This window comes from Parvibaculum sp. (genome assembly GCF_049651025.1).
Taxonomy (GTDB): Bacteria; Pseudomonadota; Alphaproteobacteria; order Parvibaculales; family Parvibaculaceae; genus Parvibaculum.
On record NZ_JBASBH010000030.1, the window covers coordinates 1 to 23,518 of the forward strand.

Below are 23,518 nucleotides of genomic sequence, written 5' to 3' on the forward strand. Positions count from 1 at the left end.
GGCTTATCGTTCAGAGGATGGCGCTGAGTGCGGTGGAGCGGCGCGAACTCGTCGCGCATGCGCTGGCCGAAGTCGGCCTAGACCCGGACGCGCAGGACCGCTATCCGCATGAATTTTCCGGCGGTCAGCGCCAGCGCATCGCCATTGCGCGCGCCATGGCGCTGAAGCCGCGCTTCGTGATGCTGGACGAGCCGACATCGGCGCTCGACATGTCGGTGCAGGCGCAGATCGTGGACCTTTTGCGCGATCTGCAACGGCGGCACAATCTCGCCTATCTCTTCATCAGCCATGATCTGCGCGTGGTGCGCGCGCTTGCCGACGACATCATCGTGATGCGCGGTGGCAAGGTGGTGGAAGGCGGCACGGCGGACGAAGTGTTCGATGCGCCGAAGAGCGATTATACGAAGGCGCTGCTTGCGGCGGCGTTTGATCTACGTGCGGCGCCGACCGGTGTGGTGAACGCTTGAGGCCGGCGCGCGGGGCCTCGCCCTTCGAGACGCCGCCTCGCGGCTCCTCAGGGTGAGGAGTAATTCAGAATTCTACCCCAAAATTTAATCTTGATATTTAACCCTCACCCTGAGGAGCGAACCGAAGGTTCGCGTCTCGAAGGGCGAAGCCCCATGCGGATCACCGCTTCGGCAAGCGCTTCACGCTGGTGACGAGGCCGCCTGTGCGGGCGATGCGGGCCATCGCAATGTCGAGGCGTTCCGCTTCGACGCGCATGTGATGGGCGTTGGCGTGGATCAGGTGTTCGCCATCGAGCATGATGCCGACATGGCCCTTCCAGAAGACGAGATCGCCGCGCTTCAGCGTCGTGAAGTCGATGGGTTCGGGCAGGCGCTCGCCCAATGTCGCTTCCTGCATGTCGGTATCGCGCAGCGATGAAATGCCCGCGCGTTCAAGCGCGGCCTGCACGAGGCCCGAGCAATCGAGACCGATGCTGTCGCGCCCGCCCCAGAGATAGGGCGTGCCCCGCAGTTCTTCCGCGACGGAAACGAAGTCGCGCACATGTGCTGCGACGGGCGCGAGATGGCTTGTGAAAACCCAGCCGCCGCGTTCGATCTCGCTGAAGTCGCCACGCGCGCCGATGACGCGCAGTTTCGCGTTCATGCCGAGCGGCGTTGCCGGGCGAGTTTTGAGATCGGGTTGCGGATAGATGAAGGTGCGCAGCGCCGCGACCGTATGCGTCGGCCGGTAAACGCGCGGCGTCAGCGCCTTCTCATCGACATAGCCGACATAATCGTCATAGGCAGACTGGCCCCAGGCCCAGCCGTCTTTCTCATCGTAGACGCGAAAGACTTCGCCGAAGAGAAGCTGCGTTTCCATGGGCGCCTCGGCGGCGGGCCGCCGCAGCAGCGGCGTTGTCGGTATTTTGACCTGACGATCCTCGCCATCGACGAAGCGCGCCGCCTTCACCTCGCCGCGCAGATGGGCGGCGGCGAGATCGTCACGATAAGGATTGAGGCGGCGATCCGGGCCGGACATTTTCGTCATGCATCGAGCCTCCCTGCCGTGTCGGCGACGAGATCGCCGAAGTCGCGCAAGAAGACGGAGCCTTTGACGGTGCGCTGCACGAGCACATTGCGGCGGTCCGCCTCGTCGCGCTTGCGTTTCAGCAGATCGAGCTGACCCAGCGTATCGAGGGCGCGGGTGATGGCGGGCTTCGACACGTTGAGCGAGGCGGCAAGGCCGCGCACGGTATGGGGCGGCGGCGTCAGATAGACGGAAAGAAGAATGGCGAGCTGGCGCGAGGAAAGATCCGGCCCTTCGCGGCGGACCGTTTCAAGCACAACATTCTGCCAAAGCGCCAGCGCCTGTACAGGCTTCAGCTCCAGAGCCATTTCAATCATCCCCCGGGCCAAATCCGTTCCGGCCCCGGATCAGTCTAACCTGCGCTACGGCGCGGTCAACCAAAGCGGCGTTTGAGGAGGTGGTAGAGGGCGCGGATCGCCTGCGCTTCGCCGCCGACCGGGCGACCGGGGCGCGGCTTTGCGGCCCAGCCGTAAATATCGAAATGCACCCAGGCTTTCGACTTGTCGATGAAGCGGCGCAGGAAAAGCGCTGCCGTGATCGATCCGGCAAATGCGCCGTCCGAGACGTGGTTCACATCGGCGATCTTGCTGTCGAGCCATGCGTCGTAAGGCTTCCAGAGCGGCATGCGCCAGAGCGGATCAGAGGCCGCCGTCGCAGAGGCAGCGATGTCAGCGGCGAGCGCGTCGTCGTCGGTATAGAAAGGCGGCAATTCGGGACCTAGCGCGGTTCGCGCAGCGCCTGTGAGCGTCGCCATGTCGATGACGAGATCGGGCGCTTCGCTATCGGCTTCCGTCAGCGCGTCGGCGAGGATCAACCGGCCTTCAGCATCCGTGTTGCCGATTTCGACCGATATACCCTTGCGGCTTTTCAACACGTCGCCGGGGCGGAAAGCATTGCCCGCAACGCTGTTTTCGACAGCCGGGATCAGCACGCGCAGGCGAATGTCGAGCTTTGCGCCCATGATGAGCGCGGCAAGCGCCAGCACATTGGCCGCGCCGCCCATGTCTTTCTTCATCAGCAGCATGGCGCTGGAGGGCTTCAAATCGAGGCCGCCCGTGTCGAAGCAAACGCCCTTGCCGACCAGCGTGACCTTGGGCGCATCTTCGCGGCCCCAGGTGAAGTCGATCAGACGGGGCGCGATTTCCGCCGCGCGCCCGACCGCATGGACCATGGGATAGTTTTCCGTCAGCAGATCGTCGCCGACAATGATCTTCGTGCGCGCGCCATGCGCGTTGGCGACAGTGAGCGCCGCATCGGCAAGGTCCGCCGGGCTCATATCATTGGTCGGCGTGTTGATCAGGTTGCGGACAAGGAAGATTGCCGAGGCGATGCGGCCAATCTCTTCGCCGTCAATGCCATCTGGCAATACGAGGCGCGGATATTCGCGCGGCTTGCCGCTATAGCGCGTGAAACTATAGGTGCCGAGCGCAAAACCGAGCGCGGCGTTTTCCGCCGCCTGGCCGAGATTCCCCGCCAAACGATAGGTGCGCACCGGAAGCGCGCCTACGAGCGCGCCCGTGGCGAAAGGATCGGAGCCGTCGCCGAGGCCGAGCACCGCGCCCGACAGGCCGCCCGAGCCATCGGGGATCAGCAGGACCTTGCCGCTTTCGGCCTTGAAGCCGGATGTTTCAACCCATGCCGCACCCGCGCCTGCATGTTCGGCGCACCAGACTTTGAGGTCTGCGGCACGAACGAGCCAGATCGGCGTTGCGGTAGCATCTTTGGTGGTCAGAAAAATATCGAGCATGGAGGCTCCAGGATTGACGTCGCGCTGACGCCGCGATGACATTATAGAGGGGAAACATGGCCCGCAACGGGTGCAGCGACAGTGGAGACCTTTCATGACAGCGCAGGATTTCGAACTCGTTATCGGCGACAAGAACTGGTCGAGCTGGAGCCTGCGCCCCTGGATTGCGATGAAAGTGGCGGGCATTCCGTTTCGCGAAGCGCATATCCGACTGCGGCAGGACGACACCAAGGCGCAGATATTGAAGCATTCGCCCTCGGGCCAGGTGCCTGCGCTGAAATGGCAGGGCGTGGTCGTCTCGGACTCGCTGGCAATTTGCGAGACGATGGCCGATCTTTTTCCCGAAAAAGGCCTCTGGCCGGATGAACCGCTTGCCCGCGCCATGGCGCGCAGCGCGGCGGCGGAAATGCATTCGGGCTTTGTCGATGTTCGCCGCGACATGCCGATGGACATCATCAACCGCTATCCCGGCGAAGGACATAGCGAGACGGCGCTGATCGCGGCGCGGCGCATCGTCGATTTGTGGCGCGGCGCGCGTGCGCGTTTCGGTGCCAAGGCGGCGCGCGATGACGGTTTTCTCTTCGGCCGCTTCAGCGTTGCCGACGCCATGTATGCCCCGGTCGTAACGCGGTTTCGCACCTATGGCGTCGATCTTTCGGCGCTTGGCGATGACGGGTCGGCGCAAGCCTATATGAAGGCGGTGCTGGCGCTTCCCGCATTTCTCGAATGGGAAGCGGGCGCAAAGGCGGAAATGGCGGAGCGCGCCTAGGGCTTAGCAAATGCTTCCAGCGCGATGTTTTCCTCGCGATAAAAACGCGCTGCGCCGGGATGCAGCGGGATCACCAGATTTTCGGCCGCACCTTCGACGAGCAGCCGACGCCTTGCATCTTCCGTCGCCTTGTCGCGCTTGCCGATGATGGGCGGCAGGTCTTCATTCGCGGGCAGCAGCTCCCTGTTGCCGGGATAGAAAAGCGCGGCGGCAATGTTGTGAACGAGATCCGCATCGGCCGAAGCATTGCATATCCAGACGGTGCTCACCGCCAGCGTGTCGAGCGCGCCGTTGAAGCGATAGATGCCGTCGGGAATATGAAGCGGCATATAGGCGCGACGCGTCGCGAGAAGCTTTTGCGCGGCCTCGCCCGAGATCGGCACGATGTCGATGGTCCCGCGATTTGCGAGATCGGCAAGAAAGGGCGACGGCTCGCCCGCGATGAAGAAGAAGGCGTCGAGCTGACCGCGCAACATGCGCTCGGCAGCGCGCGCGGGCTCTTCATAAGTGATGTCGAGCGTCTTTGGCGACACGCCATAGGCGCGCAGAATTTCCAGCGCCACCGTTTCCGTGCCGGAGCCTTTAACGCCGAAGGAGACGCGCTTGCCTTTCAGGTCGGCGACGCCGGTAACGGCGGCACCGCGGCTTGCGACGAGATGCACAGCCTCGCGATAGATGGAGCCGATGGCGCGGAGGTTAGTGAAGGGCTTTTCGCCGCGAAAGGCGCCGGTGCCGTGAAACGCCTGATCGAGCACAGTCGACTGCACGAGCGCGGATTCAAAACGCTGTGCGCTGACGGCGCGTACATTGGCGATGCTGCCTGCCGATGATTTCACGACGGCAAGCAGGCCATCGACGCCGCATGGGCCGCCGGGCTCGCAGCGCCCCGTATCGGGCGGCCTGCTGACGATGGCGGCAAGGCGGCCACCGATTGCGAAATAGGGGCCGTCGGAGGCGCCAGTGCCGATCTGGAAGAAGGTGATCTTTTCGGCGCCCTCATCGAGGCCTGCAGGCGCGCTTCCATAGGCAAGCAGAAGCAGGCCCGCTACCGCGCCAGCCAGCACGGCACCCACGACCCAGCGCGCGGCAGGATGCGCCGACGCCGCCCGGCCGCGGGATTGAATATCTTCCCAGATGCTTTTCCACCGCTCCATGGGACCATTCTAGGCAGGAGTGCTGCGCTGTCTGGATTAATTTGGCGTGCGCCTTGTCCGATTATAATTAATCTTTTCTTGAAGGGTGGCGGGTCAAAATCAGGCTCAAATTTCGTCCGCGCATTTCGGGGCGCACAGAAGCCATGAACGACACCCATTTTCGCACCTCCACCAGCCATCCCTCGATGACCGTGCGTTCCGCACTTCTCGTTGCGACCGCGCTTGTTTCGGTGCTGGCCTTGTCCGGTTGCGCGAGCACCGGCACAGCGGCGGGCGGCGACAGTTCGGCCTCCAGTGCTTCAGCCAGCGCGCCGAAGGAAAAAAGCGACGGCGCCCTTCGCGAAGCCGCCATCTCTTCCACCAAGACGCAGGATTATGTGTCGGCCGCCGCCTATTGGGGCAGCCTTTATGACCGCAATGCAAACGACACGGAAGCCGCGCTCAACTATTCAAAATCGCTGCGCCAGATCGGCTCGACTGCGCAGTCGCTCACCGTCATGCAGCGCGCCAGGCAGGCGCGGCCCGACGATGCCGCCGTGCTGGCGGAGTTCGGCAAGGCGCTTGCCGCGTCGGGGCGACCCGATCAGGCGCAGGCAAACCTTGCGCGCGCCAATCAACTGAAGCCCGGCGACTGGACCGTCTTGTCGGCTGAAGGCGTCGCGCTCGACCAGCTCGGACGCTATAGCGATGCGCAGGCGAAATATGCCGAAGCCTTGAAGATCGCGCCCGGCAATCCGTCCGTGCTGACAAATCTTGGCCTCTCCTATGCGATCGAAGGTAATCTCGATGCTGCCGAGCAAACGCTGCGCAAGGCGGTTGCCGATCCTCGCGCCAGTGCGAGCGCACGACAAAATCTTGCCGTCGTGCTTGGGTTGAAGGGCAATTTCGAAGAAGCGACGCGCCTTGCGCGCGCCGACCTGCCCGCGAATGTGGCGGACAATAATATCGCCTATCTGCGCGATATGCTGACGCAGCCTGCGCTGTGGAAGCAGATGGAAACGCTGGACAACGAGACCGGCGCGAAGGTTTCCGCTGCGCAGATGGATACAGCGACACCCTGAGACGCATCGACGCTCAAATGAAAAGGCGCCCCGATTCGGGCGCCTTTTTCTTTGGCAAGTCTGCTTCGTCAGCAGGCGGCCTTCACTGCCATTCGAAAACCTTGATCGCCGCCGGGCCGAGAATGACGCAGAAAAGCACCGGCAGAAAGAATGTGATCATCGGCACGGTGAGTTTCGGGGGCAGGCTCGCCGCTTTTTTCTCAGCCTGCGCCATGCGCATGTCGCGATTTTCCTGCGCCATGACACGCAGCGACTGACCAAGCGGCGTACCGTAGCGCTCCGCCTGAATAAGGCTCGTCACCACGGCCTTCACGCCGGGCAGGCCCGTGCGCAGAGCGAGGTTTTCATAGGCCTTGCGGCGCTCCTGAAGATAGGAAAGCTCGGCGGTCGTCACGCTCAGTTCTTCGGCAAGCTCGACGGACTGATCGCCGATTTCGGCAGCCACCTTGGCGAAGGCCGCCTCGATCGACATGCCGGATTCAACGCAGATGAGCAACAGATCGAGCGCGTCGGGAAAGGCTTTCTGAATCGATTCCTGACGACGCGCGATGACGTTCTGCACGAAAAGATTGGGCAGATAGAAACCGGCAAAAGCGCCTGCCGAGGCCACGGCGATGCGCGACATGGTGGCGAGGCCGAGGCTGTTGATGACGTAGAAGTAGAAGAGCAGCACCAGAAACACGATGGGCGGCATCACGAAGCGGAAGAAGATGAAGGTGTAGATCGGCGCCTGTCCGCGAAAGCCTGCCTGACGCAGCTTTTCCTTGATGACCTCGTTTTCGAGCATTCGCCCGCGCGCAAATCTCTCCACGACTTCCTTGATGAAGCCCTTCGGCGTCTGACGCAACCGGCCCTTGTCCGCCGCCATCTGCTCGCGATAACGCTGGCGCAAGGCCTCGCGCTCGGTCGCTACAAACTTCATGCGCGTGCCGAGCTTGTCGCTCTCGAAGAGAGGCAAGGTGACGGTCAGCACGGTTGCAAATGCGGCGATGCCGACCAGCAACATGACTGCACTCTGTACGTTGAAGACGGCCTCTATGAGCGAGTACATCGCTGCCTCAGAAGTTGAAGTTGATCATTTTGCGCATGACGAGAACGCCGATCATCATCCAGACCAAACCGCCGGCGATGATCATGTTGCCCGCCGTCGTGTTGAGAAGCGGCATCAGGTAGCCCGGCGCCGTGAGATAGAGCACGCCCATGACGCCCGGCGGCAGAGCGCCGATGATGGCGGCCGAGGATTTCGCTTCCTGCGAGACGGCTTGAATCTTGGCGCGCATCTTCTTGCGTTCGCGCAGCACCTTGGAAAGATTGCCCAGCGCTTCGGCGAGATTGCCGCCCGACTTCTGCTGAATGGCGAGCACGATCTGGAAGAAGTTCACCTCCGCCAGCGGCATGCGCTCATAGACCTTGCCCAGACCCTGATCGAGAGAGATGCCGACTTTCTGGCCTTCGACAAGATCCCGGAACTCAGTGCGGACAGGCTCGGCGGCTTCTGCGGAAATGATGCGCAGGCAGTCGTTGAGCGGCAGGCCGGATTTGACGCCGCGCACGATAACGTCGATGGCGTTCGCGAACTCTTCGAGAAATGCCTTTTGGCGGCGCGTGATGAGGAAGGAAAGAACCCAGCGCGGCAGGCCCAACGCGCCCACAAAAGCGGCGGCAATGACGACGAAAATGGAAAAGCCTGAAACAAGCGCGAGAAACGCCAGAGCGATGCTGGTGGCCGCGCTGATCAGAAAGAAATTCTTTGGCGTCGTCTCCAGACCGGCGCGCTCCAGGCGCGTGCGCAGGCTGATCTTCTTATGCTCTTTCTGCTTGTCGTCGATGGTCTTCAGGGTTTCCTGAACCTGCTTGCGCCGCTTGTCGCCGTTTTCGGCTTCCGTATCGACACGGTTCCCCTTGTGGCGTTCGGCGCGCGCCACACTCGCCACGCGCTTCGTCGTCTTGTCGTCCCTGCCGATGAAAGCAAAGCCGATACCCGCGATGCAAAGTGCAGCGAGGATCGCGATGCCGAAGATCACGAGAGTTGGGTTCATGGCCGTCCTCCCGATCAGCTCTGCGCGCGATCGAGCGCGGCGGCAAGCGCGTGATGCTGATTGTAATAGCGCGCGCGTTCCCAGAATGCCGGACGCGCAATGCCCGTGCCCTTGTGCTTGCCGATAAGGCGGCCGGTTTCGTCTTCGCCTTCGATGTCGTAGACGAAGAGATCCTGAGTGATGATGACGTCGCCTTCGGTGCCGAGCACTTCGGTGATATGCGTGATGCGGCGCGAGCCATCGCGCAAGCGCGCAGCCTGAATGATGATGTCGATCGAGCCGGTGATCATTTCGCGGATCGTCTTGGACGGCAGCGCATAGCCGCCCATGGTGATCATGCCTTCAAGGCGCGACAATGCTTCACGCGGACTGTTGGCGTGAAGCGTGCCCATCGAGCCGTCATGGCCTGTGTTCATGGCCTGAAGCAGATCGAAAGCCTCAGGTCCGCGCACTTCGCCGACGATGATGCGTTCGGGACGCATACGCAGGCAGTTGCGCACAAGCTCCGTCATGGTGATCTGGCCCTGCCCTTCAAGATTCGGCGGGCGCGTTTCGAGGCGCACGACATGGGGTTGCTGAAGCTGAAGTTCAGCGGCGTCTTCGCAAGTGATGACGCGTTCATCAATGTCGATGAATGCCGTGAGACAATTCAAAAGCGTCGTCTTGCCCGAGCCCGTACCGCCGGAGATCAGCGTGTTGCAGCGGACCTTGCCGATGATCGAGAGGACGTCGGCGCCCTCCTGCGAAATGGAACCCCATTCGACGAGGTTCTTCATCGTCAGTTTTTCGCGGCGGAACTTACGAATGGTGAGCGCGGGACCGTCAATCGCCAGAGGCGGCACGATGACGTTGACACGGCTGCCGTCGGGCAGGCGCGCGTCGCATATCGGGCTTGCTTCATCGACGCGGCGGCCGACCTGGCTCACGATACGCTGACAGATATTCATCAACTGGCTGTTGTCGCGGAAGCGCACGCCGGTCAGCTCGACCTTGCCGCCCACTTCGATGAAGGTGCGGTCGCAGCCATTGACCATGATGTCGGCAATGTCGTCGCGGGCGAGCAGCGGCTCCAGCGGGCCATAGCCCAGCACGTCGTTGCAGATATCCTGCAGCAGGGCTTCCTGCTCGGAGATCGACATGACAACATTCTTGATCGAGAGGATTTCGTTGACGATGTCGCGGATTTCCTCGCGCGCACTTTCCGCGTCGAGCTGGGCAAGCTGCGTCAGATCGATCGTATCGATCAGCGCGTTGAAGATCGTCGTCTTGATCTGATAGTAATTTTCAGACCGCTGATCGGACACTTTGGGCTTGGGCGGCGGCGTCGGTGCGACGGCGCGCGAAGGCGGAAGCTTCGCCGCGGATGCCGCATCGGCCTTGGGCGCAGCGCCGCTTGCAGCGGGCGCAGATGCGGGCACCGCGGCAACCTTGCGCGGAGCAGTCTGAGTATCGTTACGCCGTCCAAACACGCGTTAGACCCTCCGGGTCAACCTTTGCGGGTAAGCCGCTTCAGGAGAGACATTTTTGAATTCGCCTTGGCAGGCATGGGTTCGCGGCCACAAAGCTGCTTGGCGAGGAAACGAAAACCTTCCGTCGCCTTGCCCTTGGGATCGAGCTCTTCGATCATCTGCCCGTTGTTTGCCGCCGCGCCGAAGAGGCCCGGATTGAAAGGCAGGACGAGCGTCGGCTCGATGCCAATGGCTTCAGCAAAATCCTTCACCGGAATTTCCGGACGCTTGGGCACGCCGACCTGATTGATGACGAGATGCGGCAGGCCGTCATTGGAGCGGAGCTGCTTGGCCAGATCCATGATGTTCTTGGCATTGCGCAGGCTCGCCAGATCCGGCGTCGCGGTGATGACGATTTCGTCCGCTGCGAAAAGCAGCTTCTTCGTCCAGGGCGACCAGATATGCGGCAGGTCCACGATGACGCAAGGAACCGTCTCGCGAACGATTTCGAGCACGGATTCAAACGCATCGGCTTCCATGTCGAAGTCGCGGTCGAGAACGGCGGGCGCTGCGAAAAGGCTCAGGTGATCGGAGCATTTCACGAGCAGGCGGTCGAGCAGCACGTCGTCGAGGCGCTCGGGCGCCATCAACGCGTCGGCGATGCCCTGCGCCGGATCGTGATTGAAATCGAGACCGGCCGTTCCGAAGGCGAGATCGAGATCGGTGATGATCACGTCTTCGTTCATGCGCGTGGAAATGCACCAACCGACATTATGCGCGATGGTGCTTGAACCGGTGCCGCCCTTCGCGCCCATGAAGGCGATGGAGCGACCGATCGGCGGCGCGTCCGGATCGACATAGAGACGCGACACGGCTTCGATGACCTGAAGTGGTGAAAGCGGGCTCACGAGATATTCGTTGACGCCCTGGCGGATCATTTCGCGATAGACGGAAACATCGTTCAGATGCCCGATGACGACCACCTTGGTGCCCGCGTCGCACACTTCGGCAAGCGCTGCGAGATGGCCGAAGAGTTCCGAACCGGCCGCCATGGTCTCGACAAGAATGAGGTTCGGCGTTGCCGCCTGCTGATATTGCTCGGCGGCGGCGCGCATGCCGCCCATGTGAACGGTCAGATGCGCCTTTGCCAGGCGACGATCTTCGCCCGCGCGCTGGATGATGCTGCCGGTTTCAGGATTTTCGCAGAATGCATGAATGGTGATGCGTGGCACCGGCTTCATGGTCGGTGCCGGCGCGTCTTCAACCGGCATCGGCGGCGGGTCGATCGGTGTCTGCTTGCGTGCTGCGTTGGTCATTTATTTACCTCACTCACAGCCGCCGAGTCGTGATCGTCACGCTGCGTCGCGGTGATCTCACCCTTGCGGTATTTTCCGAAAACTTCGCCGCGCCGCAGAGCGTCGCTTGGCGTCATATTGCGCGGCGTGACGAGATCAGCCGGGTCCGCGATCATCGCGGCAAGATTGTTCTGCGTCGCGCAGCCGAAATTGGGCGGCGTTCCATTGGACGGGTCATATGCAAGGTTCGACGACCAGTCGCCGCAGGCAGACGCCTTTGCCACATAGCGCTTGTAGGAAAGGATAAGCGGCGCATCTGTATCCGCGCCGGACGCGCGATAGGGCGTGTAATTGATATTGTCGCCAGAGATGCCCTTGTCGGCGAGAAGATCGCGAACTTCGACAAGCACGTTCATGGCCGTGGTCGTATTGGCGGAACCCGATGGCGTCGAGACGTTCAAGGGACCGTGGCCGCGGTCCTTATAGGCCGCCGCAAAAGCGTTGATCGCCTGGCGGTCCTCGCCGGTGAGGCCGGACTTTGCGCGCGAGGCGGCAATGGTCAGCGTCGGCACGTCCTGCTCGACCGCAATCGGATGCGTGTAGCTGGCATCATAGGTTGCTTCCGACGCGCCGTTGAAACCGCCGCAACCGGCAAGCGCGAGGGACGCCGCCAAGGCAAGGAAGCTCAGGCGGGGAGACGAGAAAGACTTTTTCATGATCATGCCGTTTCCCATTAGTCCACCACGAACCCGACAGGGCCCTTAAGTTTCTTGTCCGTCGGCGCCGCGCCATTGGCGCCGTAAGTGGCGTTGAGCTTGCCCATCAGGATCGTGTCCATGTCGCTAGCAGGCGCGTAGCCGTCTGTCGGCAGGGCGATATTTTTCCGGTTGGTCGGATCGACGATGTAGGGCGTCGCGATGACGACCAGCTCGGTTTCGTTCTTCTGATAGTCGCGGCTGCGGAAAAGCTGACCGAGAACGGGGATGTCCTTTGCGCCGGGTACGCCGTCGATATTCTGCTTGGTCGAGTCCGAAAGCAGACCGGCCATGACCAGCGAACCGCCGCTCGGCAATTCAAGCGTCGTCTCGGCGCGGCGCACTTTCAGCGCCGGAATGGTGATGCCTGCGCCGACGATCTGGCCCTGCGTCGTCAGCTCGCTCACCTCGGTCGAAATCTTCAGGCTGATACGACCTTCGCTGAGCACGATGGGCGTGAAAGCGAGACCGACACCGAAGGGCTTGTAGGCGACCGTGATATTGCCCTGCAGATCCTTCGACACCGGGATCGGGAACTCGCCGCCCGCGAGGAACTTCGCGCTTTCGCCGGAGATCGCGGTCAGCGTCGGTTCGGCAAGCGTGCGAACGAGGCCATCTTCTTCGAGCGCCTGGATCGCCGACTGCAGCGAGACATTGCCGTTGGCATATGACGTCGACGTTCCGCTCGGGGTCGGCACCTTGGGTGCGTTCCAGCCGGGATTCGTCATGCTGCCTGCATATGCAGGCCCGCCCGCGGCGCTGGCGAGGCCACCAAGGGCGGCGCCCTGAACGGAGAAGGGGTTCATCGTCGACAGGCGCAGCGCGAAGTTGCCAAAATTGTCGGCGGTGGAAAGATCGACGCCAAGCTGCTTGATGATGTTGCGCTGCATTTCAGCAACGGTTACCTTCAGCATGACCTGCTCTTTGCCCTCGATGGCGAGCATGTTGAGCACCTGCTCGGGCTTGCCGATGAAGCGGGCGACGAGATCGGTCGCCTTGTTCGCTTCGCTCGCATTCGCGACCGACCCGGAAAGAACGACGTGATCGTTCATCGCCTGAACGTCGATGCGCGCATCGGGGAAATACTGATGCAGCGCGCTGCGCAGGCTTGAAAGATCGCGCTCGATGCGGATCTCAAGATTGACGATCTGCTGGCCCTTTTCATTGAAGAAGAAGGCATTGGTCTGGCCGACCTTCAGGCCGATCAGATAGATGCGCTTGGGCGTACGCACGACTGCGTCAACGATCGAGGGATCGGAGACGAGAACGTCGCGCGCCGAGACCGGAAGCTCGACGACGGCGGCCTTGTTCAGCCCGAGTATGACCGTGCGCGAGGTGAGGCCGAGGCCGCCCTGATCGACTTTCACAAGCTGCGCGTCGCCGGCAATCGCATGTGCGGGCGCCGATATGGCGAAGGTGAGCGACGCCGCAAGCACGAGGCGGGCTGCGCCTGTCGCGAGCGCCGGCGGAAGCCAGCGCAGAGATTTCGTAAAGCTCTTCATGCCCAATCCCATAACGCTACCTCACCCGGACCGACTGAGCGGTTCCGTAGCGCACGACGCGAATGACGGACGTCGAGCTTTGTTGCGGCACTTCTTCCACCTGAACATCGGTCTCGCCGAGGCCGCGCAGCGAAAGAATGAGCGTGCCTTCGACCTGCGCCACGGCCACGCGCTCGGCCTGAGCGGGCGTCAGCTCAAGCGTCGCGGTCTTGCCGACAGCCACCTGCTCGCCGCTGTCGTCCTTGAAACGCTGGTCGATGGCGAGCACGCGAATGTTGTGCAGCAGAATCTCGCCGTGCACGACTTCGTGCGGGCCACGCGCGCCGTCTTCCTGAACGCGGCGCGTCTGAATGACGTCGATGCGATCATTGGGCAGAATGAAACCGCCCGCCCCTGTTTCCGGCGACACGGCCACCGCAACGGCGCGCATGCCGGGGCTGACAAGCGCGGACATGAAGCCGCCGCTCTTCACGTCGATGATCTTGCCGTCGGTGATGGGCTCGCCATTGGAGATCGACGCGCGGGCGAGGCTTCCGGTCAAGGTGGCGATGGCGTCAGGCTTTTGCTGACGCGTGACGAAATTCGGGCCGAGAGCGGAGTTGGGCCAGCTCTGCCAGCGCAGATCGCTGCCGGAGAGGCGCGCGCCGCGATCGATCGCCGTCGAAGCGACGAGGACTTCGGTTGTGGGCGCCTCGACGACCTTCTGTTGCTCAGGCGCGTCGCCCGACGACACGAGTCCACGCGCCAGCAGCGCCGCAAGACCTGCGGCGACAACGGCCATAACCAAAACTCCCATGCGTGCGGCGTTCACTTGTTATTCCTTCGTCTCTGGCTTCAACCGACGGCGACTGCTAGGCGAAAAAAATCCGTATCGGGAAAGATGATCAGCGCTGCTGCTGCGAGCGCCATACCGTAAGGGACGCCCTCGCCGCGATCATGCAGCCGCGACAGCCATTGCTGGCGGACGAGCATTGCGGGAAGCGGCAGTTTTCTGAACCCGAGAATGAGCATTGTCAGCGCGCCGCCGAGCAGCGACGCGACGACGAAGTAAGGAAGCGCCTGCGACCAGCCGACCCATAGGGCAGTCGCGGCCATGAGCTTGGCGTCTCCGCCGCCAATCCAGCCCTTGGCAAAGAACGCCATACCGACGAGCAGCACCGCGAAAGCGACGCCCACATGCATTCCGATTTCCGAAAGCGGCATCGCAACCAGCGGCGCGAAAATGCAGAAGGCAAGAACAAGCGCCAATGTCAGCCAGTTCGGAATCGTCATGGTCGTGAGATCCCGCAGACCGGCGAAGATCATCGCAGCCGAGAAAACGGCAATTGGCAGAGTGTTCAAAAGAGACATGCCCAGGCTTTCAAACAGGCCGGTAAAAAGGCCGACCGGAATTGTTCAGCGCTAGGGATAGTGAGAGGAAGACCGTAAATTTGGCGTAAACACGATGCCGAAATGGAGCATCGCCGCGACAAACATCGCAGCCGCCGAGGCTCTCGGGTGCGGCGGCTTTGCAAATGTATTGCTCAATCGCGACGGTGGGTTATCCGCTCCGGAGGCTTGCGGATAAAGCCGACCCAAATATTACCTGGAAATTAATGCGAGGCGCGCAACCGTCAGCGGCGCTCGCAAAGGCTGCGCAGCGCGGTTTCATCGCCGATGAAGAGGCCCGGATATTCGCGCGCCGCAATGCCCAGACGGACAAGCTCGGCAATCGCACCGGCAACCACTTCTTCGGTCGTGGACAGACGATCGGCCAACTCGCGATGGCGCGGCAGGCGCGCAATAAAGAGCCCTGCCCTTACCTCGCCATTGGCGGCACGAGGTTCGCCCAGAGCCAGCAATTCGCTGTAAATGCGCTGGCTGCCGGTGGCACCGGGCACACCTTCGGAAGCGGCAGACGTCGTTGCCTCACGCTGGCGCAACAGCTTTGCATATTGGCAGAGCAGCGCGCGGGACACGGATTCCTCGCGGCTGAGAAGCTCGACAAAGACCTTTTCGGGCATGACCGCAATAACGCAGTCTTCGCGCGCCATGGCGGTCAGATCGCTATCGCTAGCGCCAAAGAGCGACATCTCGCCGAACTGGTCGCCCGCTTCAATATCGCTAAAGGCGATCCTGCCATTCGGACTTGTCGGGCGCGCGAGGCGCACGGAGCCGCGCACGACGAACATGACTTCGCCGCCCGCACCGTCGCGAGCCGCCGACAAGACAATGTCGCCCTTGGAAAACTTGCGCCAGAAACATTCCGAGCCGAGAAGCACCAGCTCCTTCGGCGCGAGATCGGCAAAGATGCGGATGTCGCGAAGGCCACCCGCCGCGTCATATGTGGATTGCTGTTGCCGGTCGCTTCCGAACATGTCGCCTCTCTGACTGCGGGAAGGAGCCTAGGGCGTGCCGCTTAATGAGCGGTAAAAATGTGCTTTTTGCCCACGGTCAACAAATCGTTCACCCATTGCCGATAGGCTTTTGCGGAGGATGCGCTGGCGAAGTGGTCGCCGTCGCACGCCTGAGGGAATGGGCCAAAAGATGAGCGCACGTCACGCCAACGAAATCCGCACCCGCCGCGTCACCAAAGCCTGGGGACGCGCCGCAATTCTTGCCGTGGCAGCCGGGCTCGTCTCTGTGCAGGCGCAGGCCGCGGGCTTCCTCGTCGAGGTCAACCAGTCGCGCGCCCTGCATCTGAGCGCGCCGGCGACCTCAGTCATGGTGGGCAATCCGGCCATCGCGGACGTTACGGTGGTGGGGCCGCAGCTCGTTTACGTGCTTGGCCGCGCTTATGGCAATACGAACATCATCGCGCTCGATGCGAGCGGCAAGCAGATCACCGAGCTTAACGTCAATGTCGCCGCGCCTTCGAATTCAACCGTGACGCTGACGCGCGGCACAGGCCAGCTCACCTATAATTGCACGCCGCGCTGCGAGCGCACGGCAACGCAGGGCGACACCAAGGACGAATTCGACAATGCGGTGAGGCAGGCCACGAGCGCGTCTGCCCTTGCACAAGGCAAGGCCACCAGCACCGATGTGGATTCAAGCGCAGGCGGCGGGCAGTAGTTCCCGGCTTCAGCCTTTTCTACATCGTGAATTGGTCGAGTATTTTCACAACCGTTATTGGCTGATGCGCAGGTTCGACAAGGCCTGAGCGATCGAGTTGAACACGGTCGTCAACTGGCTTGCAGCCGTCACGCTGAAATACATCGACGGGTCGGTCGCACAGTTTCTCAGCAATGTAGCATTACCGTCCATGACGCGGATCGTATAGACGATCACGCCTGCCGACTTGATCGCAGCGCAGATGTTCTGTGTGCGCATGTCGATGCTGCTCTGCGAAGTCGTGAAACGATTTTCGGTGTTGTCGCCATCGGTGAGGAAAATGATGACCTTGTCGAGATTGCTGGCGGGCGCCGCGGCGAGTGAAAGCGCTGAGCCTGGCGTCAGCATGTTCCAGCCCCATGCCAAGCCGATGGTCGTGTTGGTGTTGCCGGAGGCCTTGAGGTCATTGATCTTGGAGTTGAGCGCGGTCCAGTCGGTCGAAAGCGGCATCAACGTCACCGGCGCGCAATCATCATTGTCCGCCGGATAAAGCGTCGCGCTGTTCGTCGTCACAGGCGGGGCGCTGCTGATGTCGTAATTCTGATCCCGATCGATGACGCAGCCTTTCCACGAGCCAGCCGTGATATTGTAAGCCTTGTCGGTGCATGTCTGATTTCGACCGCTACCGCTACAGGTCTGGGTTTTCGGCGTCGTCCATTGCCATTTAATCCCGCTCGTGTAACTGGTGCCGACATTGACGTCGACCGCGAAGGGCACGATGGCAATCTTGACGTCACCGGGGTTCACCGCCGCTGCCGACACGGTCGATATCAAATTCTTCGCCGCCGTTTTCAATGTCGAGAGCTTGTTGTTCTGCGCCATCGAGCCCGTTGTGTCGAGAACCAGCACGACTTCGAGCTTCTTGCCCATGCGTGTGATCTGCGACGAGGCGCTGACCTTGAGCGAGTTGACCCCGATAATTCCCATGATGGATGTCGGCATGCTGGCTGCGACATTGAGATTAACGAGGTTGCCGCTTGTCGTGACCGTCAGCGTGCCGGGCACACCAACCTTCGTGGCCGGATAGTTGGCGTTGAAAAAATTCTGTGCCGTCGTCTGAATCTGCGCTGTCGTCTGACCGGACATGCCGCCGACCGCGAGGCCCGCTGCGTCGAGCGCGCGTGCGAGGCGCTGCTTGACGATATAGGCCTGCGACATATCAACGGCGGCGCCGATCGCAATCAGAATGGGGATCAGGGCCAGCGCGAAAATCACCGCGTAGCTGCCGCGGCGATCGCTTGTCCAGCGACGCGCAAAACCAGACAACCGTGCCTTCGTTTCGTTAACCATGCCCAACATGAAACGCCCTCGAAGCCGCACGGAACCTTTCGGTTCCTATCATCACGATGACCGATCCGGATAATGCCGCTCCCGAAGTTAACGAGCCGTCAATGGACGCCATGCAAACTTGAAGTCCGAAGGCGCTTGTCCGGAGCCGCCTCCAAGAGCCGCTATCGATGTTCGAGTGAGTATCGCAACGATGAAGTCTCGCTTTGTAGCCACAGCATTCCGCATCAAGAAGCGCATCGTCCATGACGAGGACGGCAGCGTCGCCATCGAATTTGCGCTGACGGCCATTCCCTTCTTCACGCTGCTGTTTGCGATTTTCGAAGCGGGGATGGTTTTCTTTGCCTCTGCCACGCTCGACCAATCGCTGAACGATGCGGCGCGATACATTCGCACTGGCCAGGCGCAAACGGCGAGCACGACAGTCACGCAGCTCACCAAGTCGATTTGCGACAAGGTCGCCCTGCTGACGAACTGCACGAACAATCTGAAACTCGATGTTCGCATCTATAGCAGCTTTGCGGGCGTGACATCTCCGCCGGTCACCAATTCCAGTGGCGCCATCAACACCGCGAATCTGACATTCAATATCGGCGGCGCCGGCGACATAGTGATGATCCGCGCCTTCTATGTCTGGAACATCATGAGCCCGTTCACGACCGGCCTCTCCAACAATACGAGCGGTACGCGGTTGCTCCAGTCGAGCGTCGCATTCCGCAACGAACCTTTCACCTCATAGGCATTGTCATCAAGGCCATGACCGCAACAACAAGCATTCTCGATCTGATCAGGAGGACGGCGCGGCACGCCGCACGCCTTGCGCCAGATGCGCGCGGCGTGGTGGCGATCGAATTCGCACTCATCATTCCACTGATGATCATGATTTATTTCGGCACGGTCGAGACAACCAATGCGATGACTGCGGCGCGGCGCGTGACGAATGTCGCGCAAACGGCGGCCGATCTCACCGCGCAGGCGACGACGCTCGCAACTGCGGACGTCAACGATATATTCGCGGCCAGTACAGCCATCCTGACGCCCTTCCCGACCAGTGTGAAAATCACCATCACGAGCGTCGTGGCAAATGTCTCCAATGCGTCGCTGACAACTGTCGGCTGGAGCAAGGCCTATGGCGGTGCCACGCCGCGTTCGACGAATTCGTCGGTGACATTGCCGACCGGCCTGACGACGCCGGGCTCGAGCGTGATCATGGTCGAGGTGGTCTATATTTACACCTCGCCTATCGGCAGCTTCATCACCGGGCCGATCACCATGAAGGAAGTGGCCTATCTGAAGCCGCGCCGCTCCGTGACGGTCGCCTTCACCTCTTAAGCCCCACCCGACGCATTGCGGGCATCGCCCGTCCGATCCGATGACGGGCCGATGCCTGTCGCGGGCCGGCAGGATTCGGATTAACTACGATTCAGGTCCGGACTGTAGCAAATCTGCCGCAGCCTGTTTGCGAGGGGCGGAAGGTGCATATCACGCCCCGCTCGCCTCCGATCCCATGCACGCGGCGATCAGGCAAGACGAGGTGTGCGCCCGGTCTGCCGAAGCAGGGGCATTTTTCCCATAACGTATTGAAATACATGGATTTCGCGTGGCGGAGGGAGTGGGATTCGAACCCACGTTACGGTTTCCCGTAAACACGCTTTCCAAGCGTGCGCCTTCAGCCACTCGGCCACCCCTCCTGAATCAACCGCTTTGGGCGGTCGACTGCGGCGGCACTATACAAGACCAAGTCACTGAATCAATTGGCAAGAGAGGAGGATTTCGAACGCTTTTGCCAAAGCCGGTCAAATGAGTGTGCTTGTTTGGGACAATCGTTGGCGCTACGGTTTCCGGCGTTTTGATTTATCGTTCCGCGTAGGGCTGGGGGGCTCTTTCATGTTCTTGTTCCGACTGATTGGACTGCTGCTGATCACACTCGCCTTGATGGCGCTGGGCGCCGATGCGCTTCAGTCGCTGGAAGCGGGGGCGATCAAGATCAGGTCGCTCGCCGAAATCTGGGGCCTCGTCCACCAGCACTCGCTCGACGCGTTCACCGGCTGGGTGGCGGCGACCGTGCCTGCGGCCAGCGGGCCGCTGACCACGGTCATCGGTTATCCGGCCTGGGCCGTGCTCGGCGTGATCGGCATTGTGCTGGCGGCGCTTATCCGCCTCACGCGCCGCGGCTGAAACATTTCAAACGGCGAAGGGTGCCCCTGAACTCAGGGGCACCCTTCGCCGGAAATGTTTCTGGTTCGCGCTTGTCTTCAAGACAGCCTCGGATGCGAGGCTAGTTCGCGTCCATCTTCAAGGCAGCGATGAAGGCGTCCTGAGGGATGTCGACGCGACCGAACTGCCGCATCTTCTTCTTGCCCTCTTTCTGCTTGTCCAGCAGCTTGCGCTTGCGCGAGACGTCGCCGCCATAACATTTGGCCGTCACGTCCTTGCGCATGGCCGCAATGGTTTCGCGCGCCACGATGCGCCCGCCAATGGCAGCCTGAATCGGAATCTTGAAGAGATGCTTGGGGATCAGTTCCTTCAGCTTCTCGCACATGGCGCGGCCACGCTGTTCGGCGCGGCTTCTGTGCACGATGGTCGAAAGCGCATCGACCAGCTCGTCATTGACGAGGATCGTCATCTTGACGAGTTCGCCCGTCTCATAGCCCTCGATGTGATAGTCGAAGCTCGCATAGCCGCGCGTCACCGACTTCAGGCGATCGTAGAAATCGAGCACGACTTCGTTGAGCGGCAGGCGATAGGTGAGCATCGCGCGCGAACCGGCATAAGTCAGGTCGATCTGCGAGCCGCGACGATCTTCGCAAAGCTTCAGCACGGCGCCCAGATATTCGTCGGGCACAAGGATCGTCGCCTTGATCCACGGCTCTTCGATATGGTCGATCTTCATGACATCGGGCATGTCGGCGGGATTGTGCATTTCCTCGATCGAGCCGTCCGTCATGTGCAGGTGATAGATCACCGACGGCGCCGTGGTGATGAGGTCGATGTTGAATTCGCGCTCGATCCGCTCACGGATGATTTCGAGATGCAGCAGGCCGAGAAAGCCGCAGCGGAAGCCAAAGCCGAGCGCGGCCGATGTTTCCATCTCGAACTGGAAGCTCGCATCGTTCAGGCGCAGCTTGCCCATCGCCTCGCGCAGGTCTTCAAACTCGGAGGCATCGACCGGAAACAATCCGCAGAAGACCACCGGCTGCGCAGGCTTGAAGCCCGGCAGCGCCTTTGCGCAAGGACGGCGCTCTTCGGTGATCGTGTCGCCGACGCGCGTATCGGCCACTTCCTTGATGGAGGCCGTGAAAAAGCCGATCTCGCCGGGCGTCAGGCTCGCCACATTTTCGCGCTTGGGGCGGAAGATGCCGACCTGCTCCAGCGTATAGGTGCCGCCCGTGCCCATCATCAGCACGCGCTGGCCCTTCTTCATCTCGCCGTCGATGATGCGCACCAGCACGACAACGCCGAGATAGGTGTCGTACCAGCTATCGACCAGCATGGCCTTCAGGGGCGCATTGAAGTCGCCCTTGGGCGGCGGCAAGCGCTTCACGATGGCTTCGAGCACGTCGGGAATGCCGATGCCGCTTTTGGCGGAAATCTCGACCGCGTCGGAGGCGTCGAGGCCGATCACATCCTCGATCTGCTGACGGGTTTTTTCCGGGTCGGCTGCCGGCAGGTCGATCTTGTTGAGGACCGGCACGACCTCGTGATTGACCTCAAGCGCCTGATAGACGTTGGCGAGCGTCTGGGCCTCGACGCCCTGGCTCGCATCGACGACAAGGAGCGAGCCTTCGCAGGCGGCCAGCGAGCGGTTCACTTCATAGGCGAAGTCCACGTGGCCGGGCGTATCGATGAGGTTCAGCTCATACAACTGCCCGTCCTGCGCCTTGTATTCGAGGCGGACGGTCTGAGCCTTGATGGTAATGCCGCGTTCGCGCTCGATATCCATGGAATCGAGCACCTGCTCCTTCATTTCGCGGGCCTGAAGGCCGCCGCAAAGCTGAATGAGCCGATCGGCAAGCGTCGACTTGCCGTGATCGATATGGGCGATAATGGAGAAGTTACGGATATGGGCGAGATCGGTCATATCGCGCCATATATCACTGGCCGAGGCTTTAGCCAATTGGGGGACGCAGACTTTCGACGCGCCCTCAGCCCTGCCATTGGGCCTTGCGCTTCTCCATCCAGGCTTTGACCCCTTCCTTGTAGTCGGGGTGCTTCACCATCTCGTTCAGGAGGCGTTCGGCCTCGGTGACGGCGGTGGCGGCGTCCCGGTGCAGGTCCTGGTAAATCTGCCGTTTTGTCTCCCGCAGCGAACCGGGCGAAACGCCATCCGCCATGGCGCGGGCATAGGCCGTTACATGGGGCATGAGGTCGGCGGGCGCGAGCAGCTTGTTGAGGAAACCCATGCCCATCGCCTCATCCGAGGTGAAAACCCGGCTCGAAAGCAGGATATCGTTTGCATGGGTCACGCCGACGAGGCGCGGCAGGATCCATGACAGGCCGAATTCGGCGGGAAAATTGAAGCGGCCATGCGCGGCGGTGAATTTCGCACCCGGGACGGCAAAGCGCAGATCGGCATAGGCGGCAAGCACAAGGCCGACGCCAGCCGCCGGGCCGTTGATCGCGGCGATGACAGGCTTCGTCAGGCCGAAGTGATAGGCAAAGGTCGCATCGAATTCAGGCGCGACGCCGAAACCGGGCCTTGCGATGTCTTCCGTAATGCCGGGATCGTAGCGGCCTTTTTCAGAATGGCCTTCCAGCGCGCCGAGGTCGGCGCCAGCGCAAAAGGCACCGCCTTCGGGATCGCCCGTCACGATGATGACGCGGACGGCGGGATCGCGGTCGGCTTCCTGAAGCGCCCAGCGATATTCGGTGTGCATGCGCCCCGTCCAGGCGTTGCGGCGCTTGGGGCGCGAGAGTGTGATGGTAGCGATGCCGTCCACGATCTCGTAGCGAATGGTTTTCAGTTCCATGTCTCGTTCCTTATTGGCCGAGATAGTTGCGGATCGCAGATACAATGGCGACTGGCTGTTCAGGCAGCATGGCATGGCCCGCATGTGAAAGCTCAATGAGCGTGACGCGTTCGCCGAGCCGCGCTTTCAGATCGTGGGCGTTTGCGGGGAGGGCGATGGCGTCTTCGGTCGCCTGCACGACGAGCATGGGCTGGCCGCCCGCCTCCCACCAATCCTCGACCGGTGTGCGCCGCACGGCGGAAGATTGCATCAGCATGACGTCGGGGTACCAGCCCTCGCGCCACACAGCCGGATCGTTGCCTTCGGCAAAGAAGGCATAGCGGACATTTTCGAGATGTTCATCGGGCGCAAGCGTTTTGTTGAAGCAATTGACGAGAGCATTACGTGCCTCTTCTGGCATCTCGATCCGACCGCCGCAGGCAAGCAGGATGATGCGGGAGACGAGAGATGGATGGTCCTTCGCCGTCATGCGCGTCAGGCGATTGCCGAAGGCGTGACCGAGAAGCGTCACGGGCGCGCGCGACTGCGTTTCGATGATCGTCGCCACGTCGGCGGCGAGATCGTGGAGCGTCAGACCTTCCATCGGACCGGTGCTGCCGCCCAGCCCGCGCGGTTCGGGCAGTGTGACGCGATATCCGGCCTCGGCGAGATGCAATGCGACCTCGTCGAAATCGGAGCCGGGACGGCCGAGCGAGGCCAGCATGACAATGGGATGCCCGGCAACGGGGCCGACACTGCGGCCATGGAGAACGATCTCCCGGCCTTGCTCATCCTGCCTTCGATGCGTGTAAGCCTCGAAGATCATATTTGTCCTCCCACCTCGCCCTTCGAGACGTCCGCTTCGCGGCCTCCTCAAGATGACGAG

General features: G+C 61.6%; 24 protein-coding genes and 1 tRNA gene. 7 read left to right on the top strand and 18 right to left on the bottom strand.

The genetic code is table 11. From position 1 onward, the window contains the following. Nucleotides 1-467 (top strand): ATP-binding cassette domain-containing protein (locus WA943_RS03405; RefSeq protein ID WP_424468436.1); only part of this gene is annotated, 467 nt, incomplete at its 5' end. A 160-nt stretch (nt 468-627) separates the two neighbouring features. Here WA943_RS03405 and WA943_RS03410 read toward each other — a convergent pair. The 3 genes from WA943_RS03410 to WA943_RS03420 form a co-directional block, all read right to left on the bottom strand. Continuing rightward, a complete protein-coding gene (locus WA943_RS03410; protein ID WP_424468437.1) occupies nt 628-1,494 on the bottom strand; it encodes a C40 family peptidase in 867 nt (288 codons plus the stop codon). Continuing rightward, entirely contained in the window at nt 1,491-1,841 is a 351-nt protein-coding gene (locus WA943_RS03415; protein ID WP_424468438.1) for a MarR family transcriptional regulator, read from the bottom strand. The genes WA943_RS03410 and WA943_RS03415 overlap by 4 nt, the downstream gene beginning before the upstream one ends. Nucleotides 1,842-1,906: 65 nt before the next feature. Continuing rightward, nucleotides 1,907-3,280, bottom strand: coding sequence for a leucyl aminopeptidase family protein (locus WA943_RS03420; protein ID WP_424468439.1), 1,374 nt, complete (start codon nt 3,278-3,280; stop codon nt 1,907-1,909). Nucleotides 3,281-3,374: 94 nt separating this feature from the next. Here WA943_RS03420 and WA943_RS03425 point away from each other — a divergent pair, with 94 nt between their 5' ends. Continuing rightward, the gene (locus tag WA943_RS03425) at nt 3,375-4,049 is read left to right on the top strand and encodes a glutathione S-transferase family protein (protein WP_424468440.1); all 675 of its coding nucleotides are present in this window, start codon (nt 3,375-3,377) and stop codon (nt 4,047-4,049) included. Here the strand turns inward: WA943_RS03425 and WA943_RS03430 are convergent. Continuing rightward, entirely contained in the window at nt 4,046-5,203 is a 1,158-nt protein-coding gene (locus tag WA943_RS03430) for a TAXI family TRAP transporter solute-binding subunit (RefSeq protein ID WP_424468441.1), read from the bottom strand. The two genes, WA943_RS03425 and WA943_RS03430, sit on opposite strands and share 4 nt — an antisense overlap. Nucleotides 5,204-5,346: 143 nt before the next feature. Between WA943_RS03430 and WA943_RS03435 the strand changes: the two genes are divergently transcribed. After that, a complete protein-coding gene (locus WA943_RS03435; protein WP_424468442.1) occupies nt 5,347-6,264 on the top strand; it encodes a tetratricopeptide repeat protein in 918 nt (305 codons plus the stop codon). Nucleotides 6,265-6,346: 82 nt separating this feature from the next. Here WA943_RS03435 and WA943_RS03440 read toward each other — a convergent pair whose 3' ends face one another. From WA943_RS03440 to WA943_RS03480, 9 genes are all read right to left on the bottom strand, one after another. Next, nucleotides 6,347-7,315 carry a type II secretion system F family protein gene (locus tag WA943_RS03440; protein WP_424468443.1) on the bottom strand — a complete coding sequence of 323 codons (969 nt, stop codon included), beginning with the start codon at nt 7,313-7,315 and terminating at the stop codon, nt 6,347-6,349. Nucleotides 7,316-7,322: 7 nt separating this feature from the next. After that, on the bottom strand, nt 7,323-8,303 hold the full coding sequence (locus WA943_RS03445) for a type II secretion system F family protein (RefSeq protein WP_424468444.1): 981 nt from the start codon (nt 8,301-8,303) through the stop codon (nt 7,323-7,325). A 14-nt stretch (nt 8,304-8,317) separates the two neighbouring features. Beyond that, nucleotides 8,318-9,772 (bottom strand): CpaF family protein, encoded by a 1,455-nt coding sequence (locus tag WA943_RS03450; protein ID WP_424468445.1) that lies wholly within the window; start codon nt 9,770-9,772, stop codon nt 8,318-8,320. A gap of 17 nt (nt 9,773-9,789) precedes the next feature. Continuing rightward, complete coding sequence (locus WA943_RS03455) at nt 9,790-11,067, bottom strand: AAA family ATPase (RefSeq protein ID WP_424468446.1); 1,278 nt, start codon at nt 11,065-11,067, stop codon at nt 9,790-9,792. Further along, a complete protein-coding gene (locus WA943_RS03460; RefSeq protein WP_424468447.1) occupies nt 11,064-11,762 on the bottom strand; it encodes a CpaD family pilus assembly protein in 699 nt (232 codons plus the stop codon). Before WA943_RS03460 ends, WA943_RS03455 begins: the two co-directional genes overlap by 4 nt. 17 nt (nt 11,763-11,779) lie before the next feature. Continuing rightward, nucleotides 11,780-13,303, bottom strand: coding sequence for a type II and III secretion system protein family protein (locus tag WA943_RS03465; protein ID WP_424468448.1), 1,524 nt, complete (start codon nt 13,301-13,303; stop codon nt 11,780-11,782). 16 nt (nt 13,304-13,319) lie between these two features. Then, entirely contained in the window at nt 13,320-14,084 is a 765-nt protein-coding gene (gene cpaB / locus WA943_RS03470) for a Flp pilus assembly protein CpaB (protein WP_424468449.1), read from the bottom strand. 53 nt (nt 14,085-14,137) lie between these two features. Next, nucleotides 14,138-14,653 carry an A24 family peptidase gene (locus WA943_RS03475; protein WP_424468450.1) on the bottom strand — a complete coding sequence of 172 codons (516 nt, stop codon included), beginning with the start codon at nt 14,651-14,653 and terminating at the stop codon, nt 14,138-14,140. Nucleotides 14,654-14,916: 263 nt separating this feature from the next. Further along, nucleotides 14,917-15,660, bottom strand: a complete 744-nt coding sequence (locus WA943_RS03480) for a Crp/Fnr family transcriptional regulator (RefSeq protein ID WP_424468451.1) — start codon at nt 15,658-15,660, stop codon at nt 14,917-14,919. A gap of 169 nt (nt 15,661-15,829) precedes the next feature. On the opposite strand from WA943_RS03480, the gene WA943_RS03485 reads away from it, so the two are divergent. Beyond that, nucleotides 15,830-16,357, top strand: coding sequence for a pilus assembly protein N-terminal domain-containing protein (locus WA943_RS03485; protein ID WP_424468452.1), 528 nt, complete (start codon nt 15,830-15,832; stop codon nt 16,355-16,357). 54 nt (nt 16,358-16,411) lie between these two features. Here WA943_RS03485 and WA943_RS03490 read toward each other — a convergent pair whose 3' ends face one another. Continuing rightward, nucleotides 16,412-17,686, bottom strand: coding sequence for a vWA domain-containing protein (locus WA943_RS03490; RefSeq protein ID WP_424468453.1), 1,275 nt, complete (start codon nt 17,684-17,686; stop codon nt 16,412-16,414). A gap of 190 nt (nt 17,687-17,876) precedes the next feature. Between WA943_RS03490 and WA943_RS03495 the strand changes: the two genes are divergently transcribed. Beyond that, nucleotides 17,877-18,422: a TadE/TadG family type IV pilus assembly protein gene (locus tag WA943_RS03495; protein WP_424468454.1), complete on the top strand. Its 546-nt coding sequence runs from the start codon at nt 17,877-17,879 to the stop codon at nt 18,420-18,422. A 17-nt stretch (nt 18,423-18,439) separates the two neighbouring features. Next, the gene (locus WA943_RS03500) at nt 18,440-19,015 is read left to right on the top strand and encodes a TadE/TadG family type IV pilus assembly protein (protein ID WP_424468455.1); all 576 of its coding nucleotides are present in this window, start codon (nt 18,440-18,442) and stop codon (nt 19,013-19,015) included. Nucleotides 19,016-19,284: 269 nt separating this feature from the next. Here WA943_RS03500 and WA943_RS03505 read toward each other — a convergent pair. Continuing rightward, a tRNA-Ser gene (locus WA943_RS03505) sits at nt 19,285-19,374 on the bottom strand. Between the two features lie 196 nt (nt 19,375-19,570). Here WA943_RS03505 and WA943_RS03510 point away from each other — a divergent pair. Further along, on the top strand, nt 19,571-19,861 hold the full coding sequence (locus tag WA943_RS03510; protein ID WP_424468456.1) for a hypothetical protein: 291 nt from the start codon (nt 19,571-19,573) through the stop codon (nt 19,859-19,861). A gap of 100 nt (nt 19,862-19,961) precedes the next feature. Here WA943_RS03510 and lepA read toward each other — a convergent pair whose 3' ends face one another. From lepA to WA943_RS03525, 3 genes are all read right to left on the bottom strand, one after another. Continuing rightward, nucleotides 19,962-21,764, bottom strand: a complete 1,803-nt coding sequence (lepA, locus tag WA943_RS03515; RefSeq protein ID WP_424468457.1) for a translation elongation factor 4 — start codon at nt 21,762-21,764, stop codon at nt 19,962-19,964. 64 nt (nt 21,765-21,828) lie between these two features. Next, entirely contained in the window at nt 21,829-22,653 is an 825-nt protein-coding gene (locus WA943_RS03520; protein ID WP_424468458.1) for an enoyl-CoA hydratase-related protein, read from the bottom strand. Nucleotides 22,654-22,663: 10 nt separating this feature from the next. Beyond that, nucleotides 22,664-23,458, bottom strand: a complete 795-nt coding sequence (locus WA943_RS03525; protein WP_424468459.1) for an alpha/beta fold hydrolase — start codon at nt 23,456-23,458, stop codon at nt 22,664-22,666. Nucleotides 23,459-23,518: the final 60 nt, after the last annotated feature.

What these genes read in the sequence shown, in the direction of transcription:
- WA943_RS03480 (WP_424468451.1), bottom strand. Translation starts at nt 15,660, where the DNA reads ATGTTCGGAAGCGACCGGCAACAGCAATCCACATATGACGCGGCGGGT.
- WA943_RS03420 (WP_424468439.1), bottom strand. Translation starts at nt 3,280, where the DNA reads ATGCTCGATATTTTTCTGACCACCAAAGATGCTACCGCAACGCCGATC.
- WA943_RS03425 (WP_424468440.1), top strand. Translation starts at nt 3,375, where the DNA reads ATGACAGCGCAGGATTTCGAACTCGTTATCGGCGACAAGAACTGGTCG.
- WA943_RS03520 (WP_424468458.1), bottom strand. Translation starts at nt 22,653, where the DNA reads ATGGAACTGAAAACCATTCGCTACGAGATCGTGGACGGCATCGCTACC.
- WA943_RS03490 (WP_424468453.1), bottom strand. Translation starts at nt 17,686, where the DNA reads ATGGTTAACGAAACGAAGGCACGGTTGTCTGGTTTTGCGCGTCGCTGG.
- WA943_RS03435 (WP_424468442.1), top strand. Translation starts at nt 5,347, where the DNA reads ATGAACGACACCCATTTTCGCACCTCCACCAGCCATCCCTCGATGACC.
- WA943_RS03495 (WP_424468454.1), top strand. Translation starts at nt 17,877, where the DNA reads ATGAAGTCTCGCTTTGTAGCCACAGCATTCCGCATCAAGAAGCGCATC.
- WA943_RS03410 (WP_424468437.1), bottom strand. Translation starts at nt 1,494, where the DNA reads ATGACGAAAATGTCCGGCCCGGATCGCCGCCTCAATCCTTATCGTGAC.
- lepA (WP_424468457.1), bottom strand. Translation starts at nt 21,764, where the DNA reads ATGACCGATCTCGCCCATATCCGTAACTTCTCCATTATCGCCCATATC.
- WA943_RS03460 (WP_424468447.1), bottom strand. Translation starts at nt 11,762, where the DNA reads ATGAAAAAGTCTTTCTCGTCTCCCCGCCTGAGCTTCCTTGCCTTGGCG.
- cpaB (WP_424468449.1), bottom strand. Translation starts at nt 14,084, where the DNA reads ATGGCCGTTGTCGCCGCAGGTCTTGCGGCGCTGCTGGCGCGTGGACTC.
- WA943_RS03440 (WP_424468443.1), bottom strand. Translation starts at nt 7,315, where the DNA reads ATGTACTCGCTCATAGAGGCCGTCTTCAACGTACAGAGTGCAGTCATG.
- WA943_RS03465 (WP_424468448.1), bottom strand. Translation starts at nt 13,303, where the DNA reads ATGAAGAGCTTTACGAAATCTCTGCGCTGGCTTCCGCCGGCGCTCGCG.
- WA943_RS03525 (WP_424468459.1), bottom strand. Translation starts at nt 23,458, where the DNA reads ATGATCTTCGAGGCTTACACGCATCGAAGGCAGGATGAGCAAGGCCGG.
- WA943_RS03445 (WP_424468444.1), bottom strand. Translation starts at nt 8,303, where the DNA reads ATGAACCCAACTCTCGTGATCTTCGGCATCGCGATCCTCGCTGCACTT.
- WA943_RS03485 (WP_424468452.1), top strand. Translation starts at nt 15,830, where the DNA reads ATGAGCGCACGTCACGCCAACGAAATCCGCACCCGCCGCGTCACCAAA.
- WA943_RS03500 (WP_424468455.1), top strand. Translation starts at nt 18,440, where the DNA reads ATGACCGCAACAACAAGCATTCTCGATCTGATCAGGAGGACGGCGCGG.
- WA943_RS03455 (WP_424468446.1), bottom strand. Translation starts at nt 11,067, where the DNA reads ATGACCAACGCAGCACGCAAGCAGACACCGATCGACCCGCCGCCGATG.
- WA943_RS03415 (WP_424468438.1), bottom strand. Translation starts at nt 1,841, where the DNA reads ATGGCTCTGGAGCTGAAGCCTGTACAGGCGCTGGCGCTTTGGCAGAAT.
- WA943_RS03475 (WP_424468450.1), bottom strand. Translation starts at nt 14,653, where the DNA reads ATGTCTCTTTTGAACACTCTGCCAATTGCCGTTTTCTCGGCTGCGATG.
- WA943_RS03510 (WP_424468456.1), top strand. Translation starts at nt 19,571, where the DNA reads ATGTTCTTGTTCCGACTGATTGGACTGCTGCTGATCACACTCGCCTTG.
- WA943_RS03430 (WP_424468441.1), bottom strand. Translation starts at nt 5,203, where the DNA reads ATGGAGCGGTGGAAAAGCATCTGGGAAGATATTCAATCCCGCGGCCGG.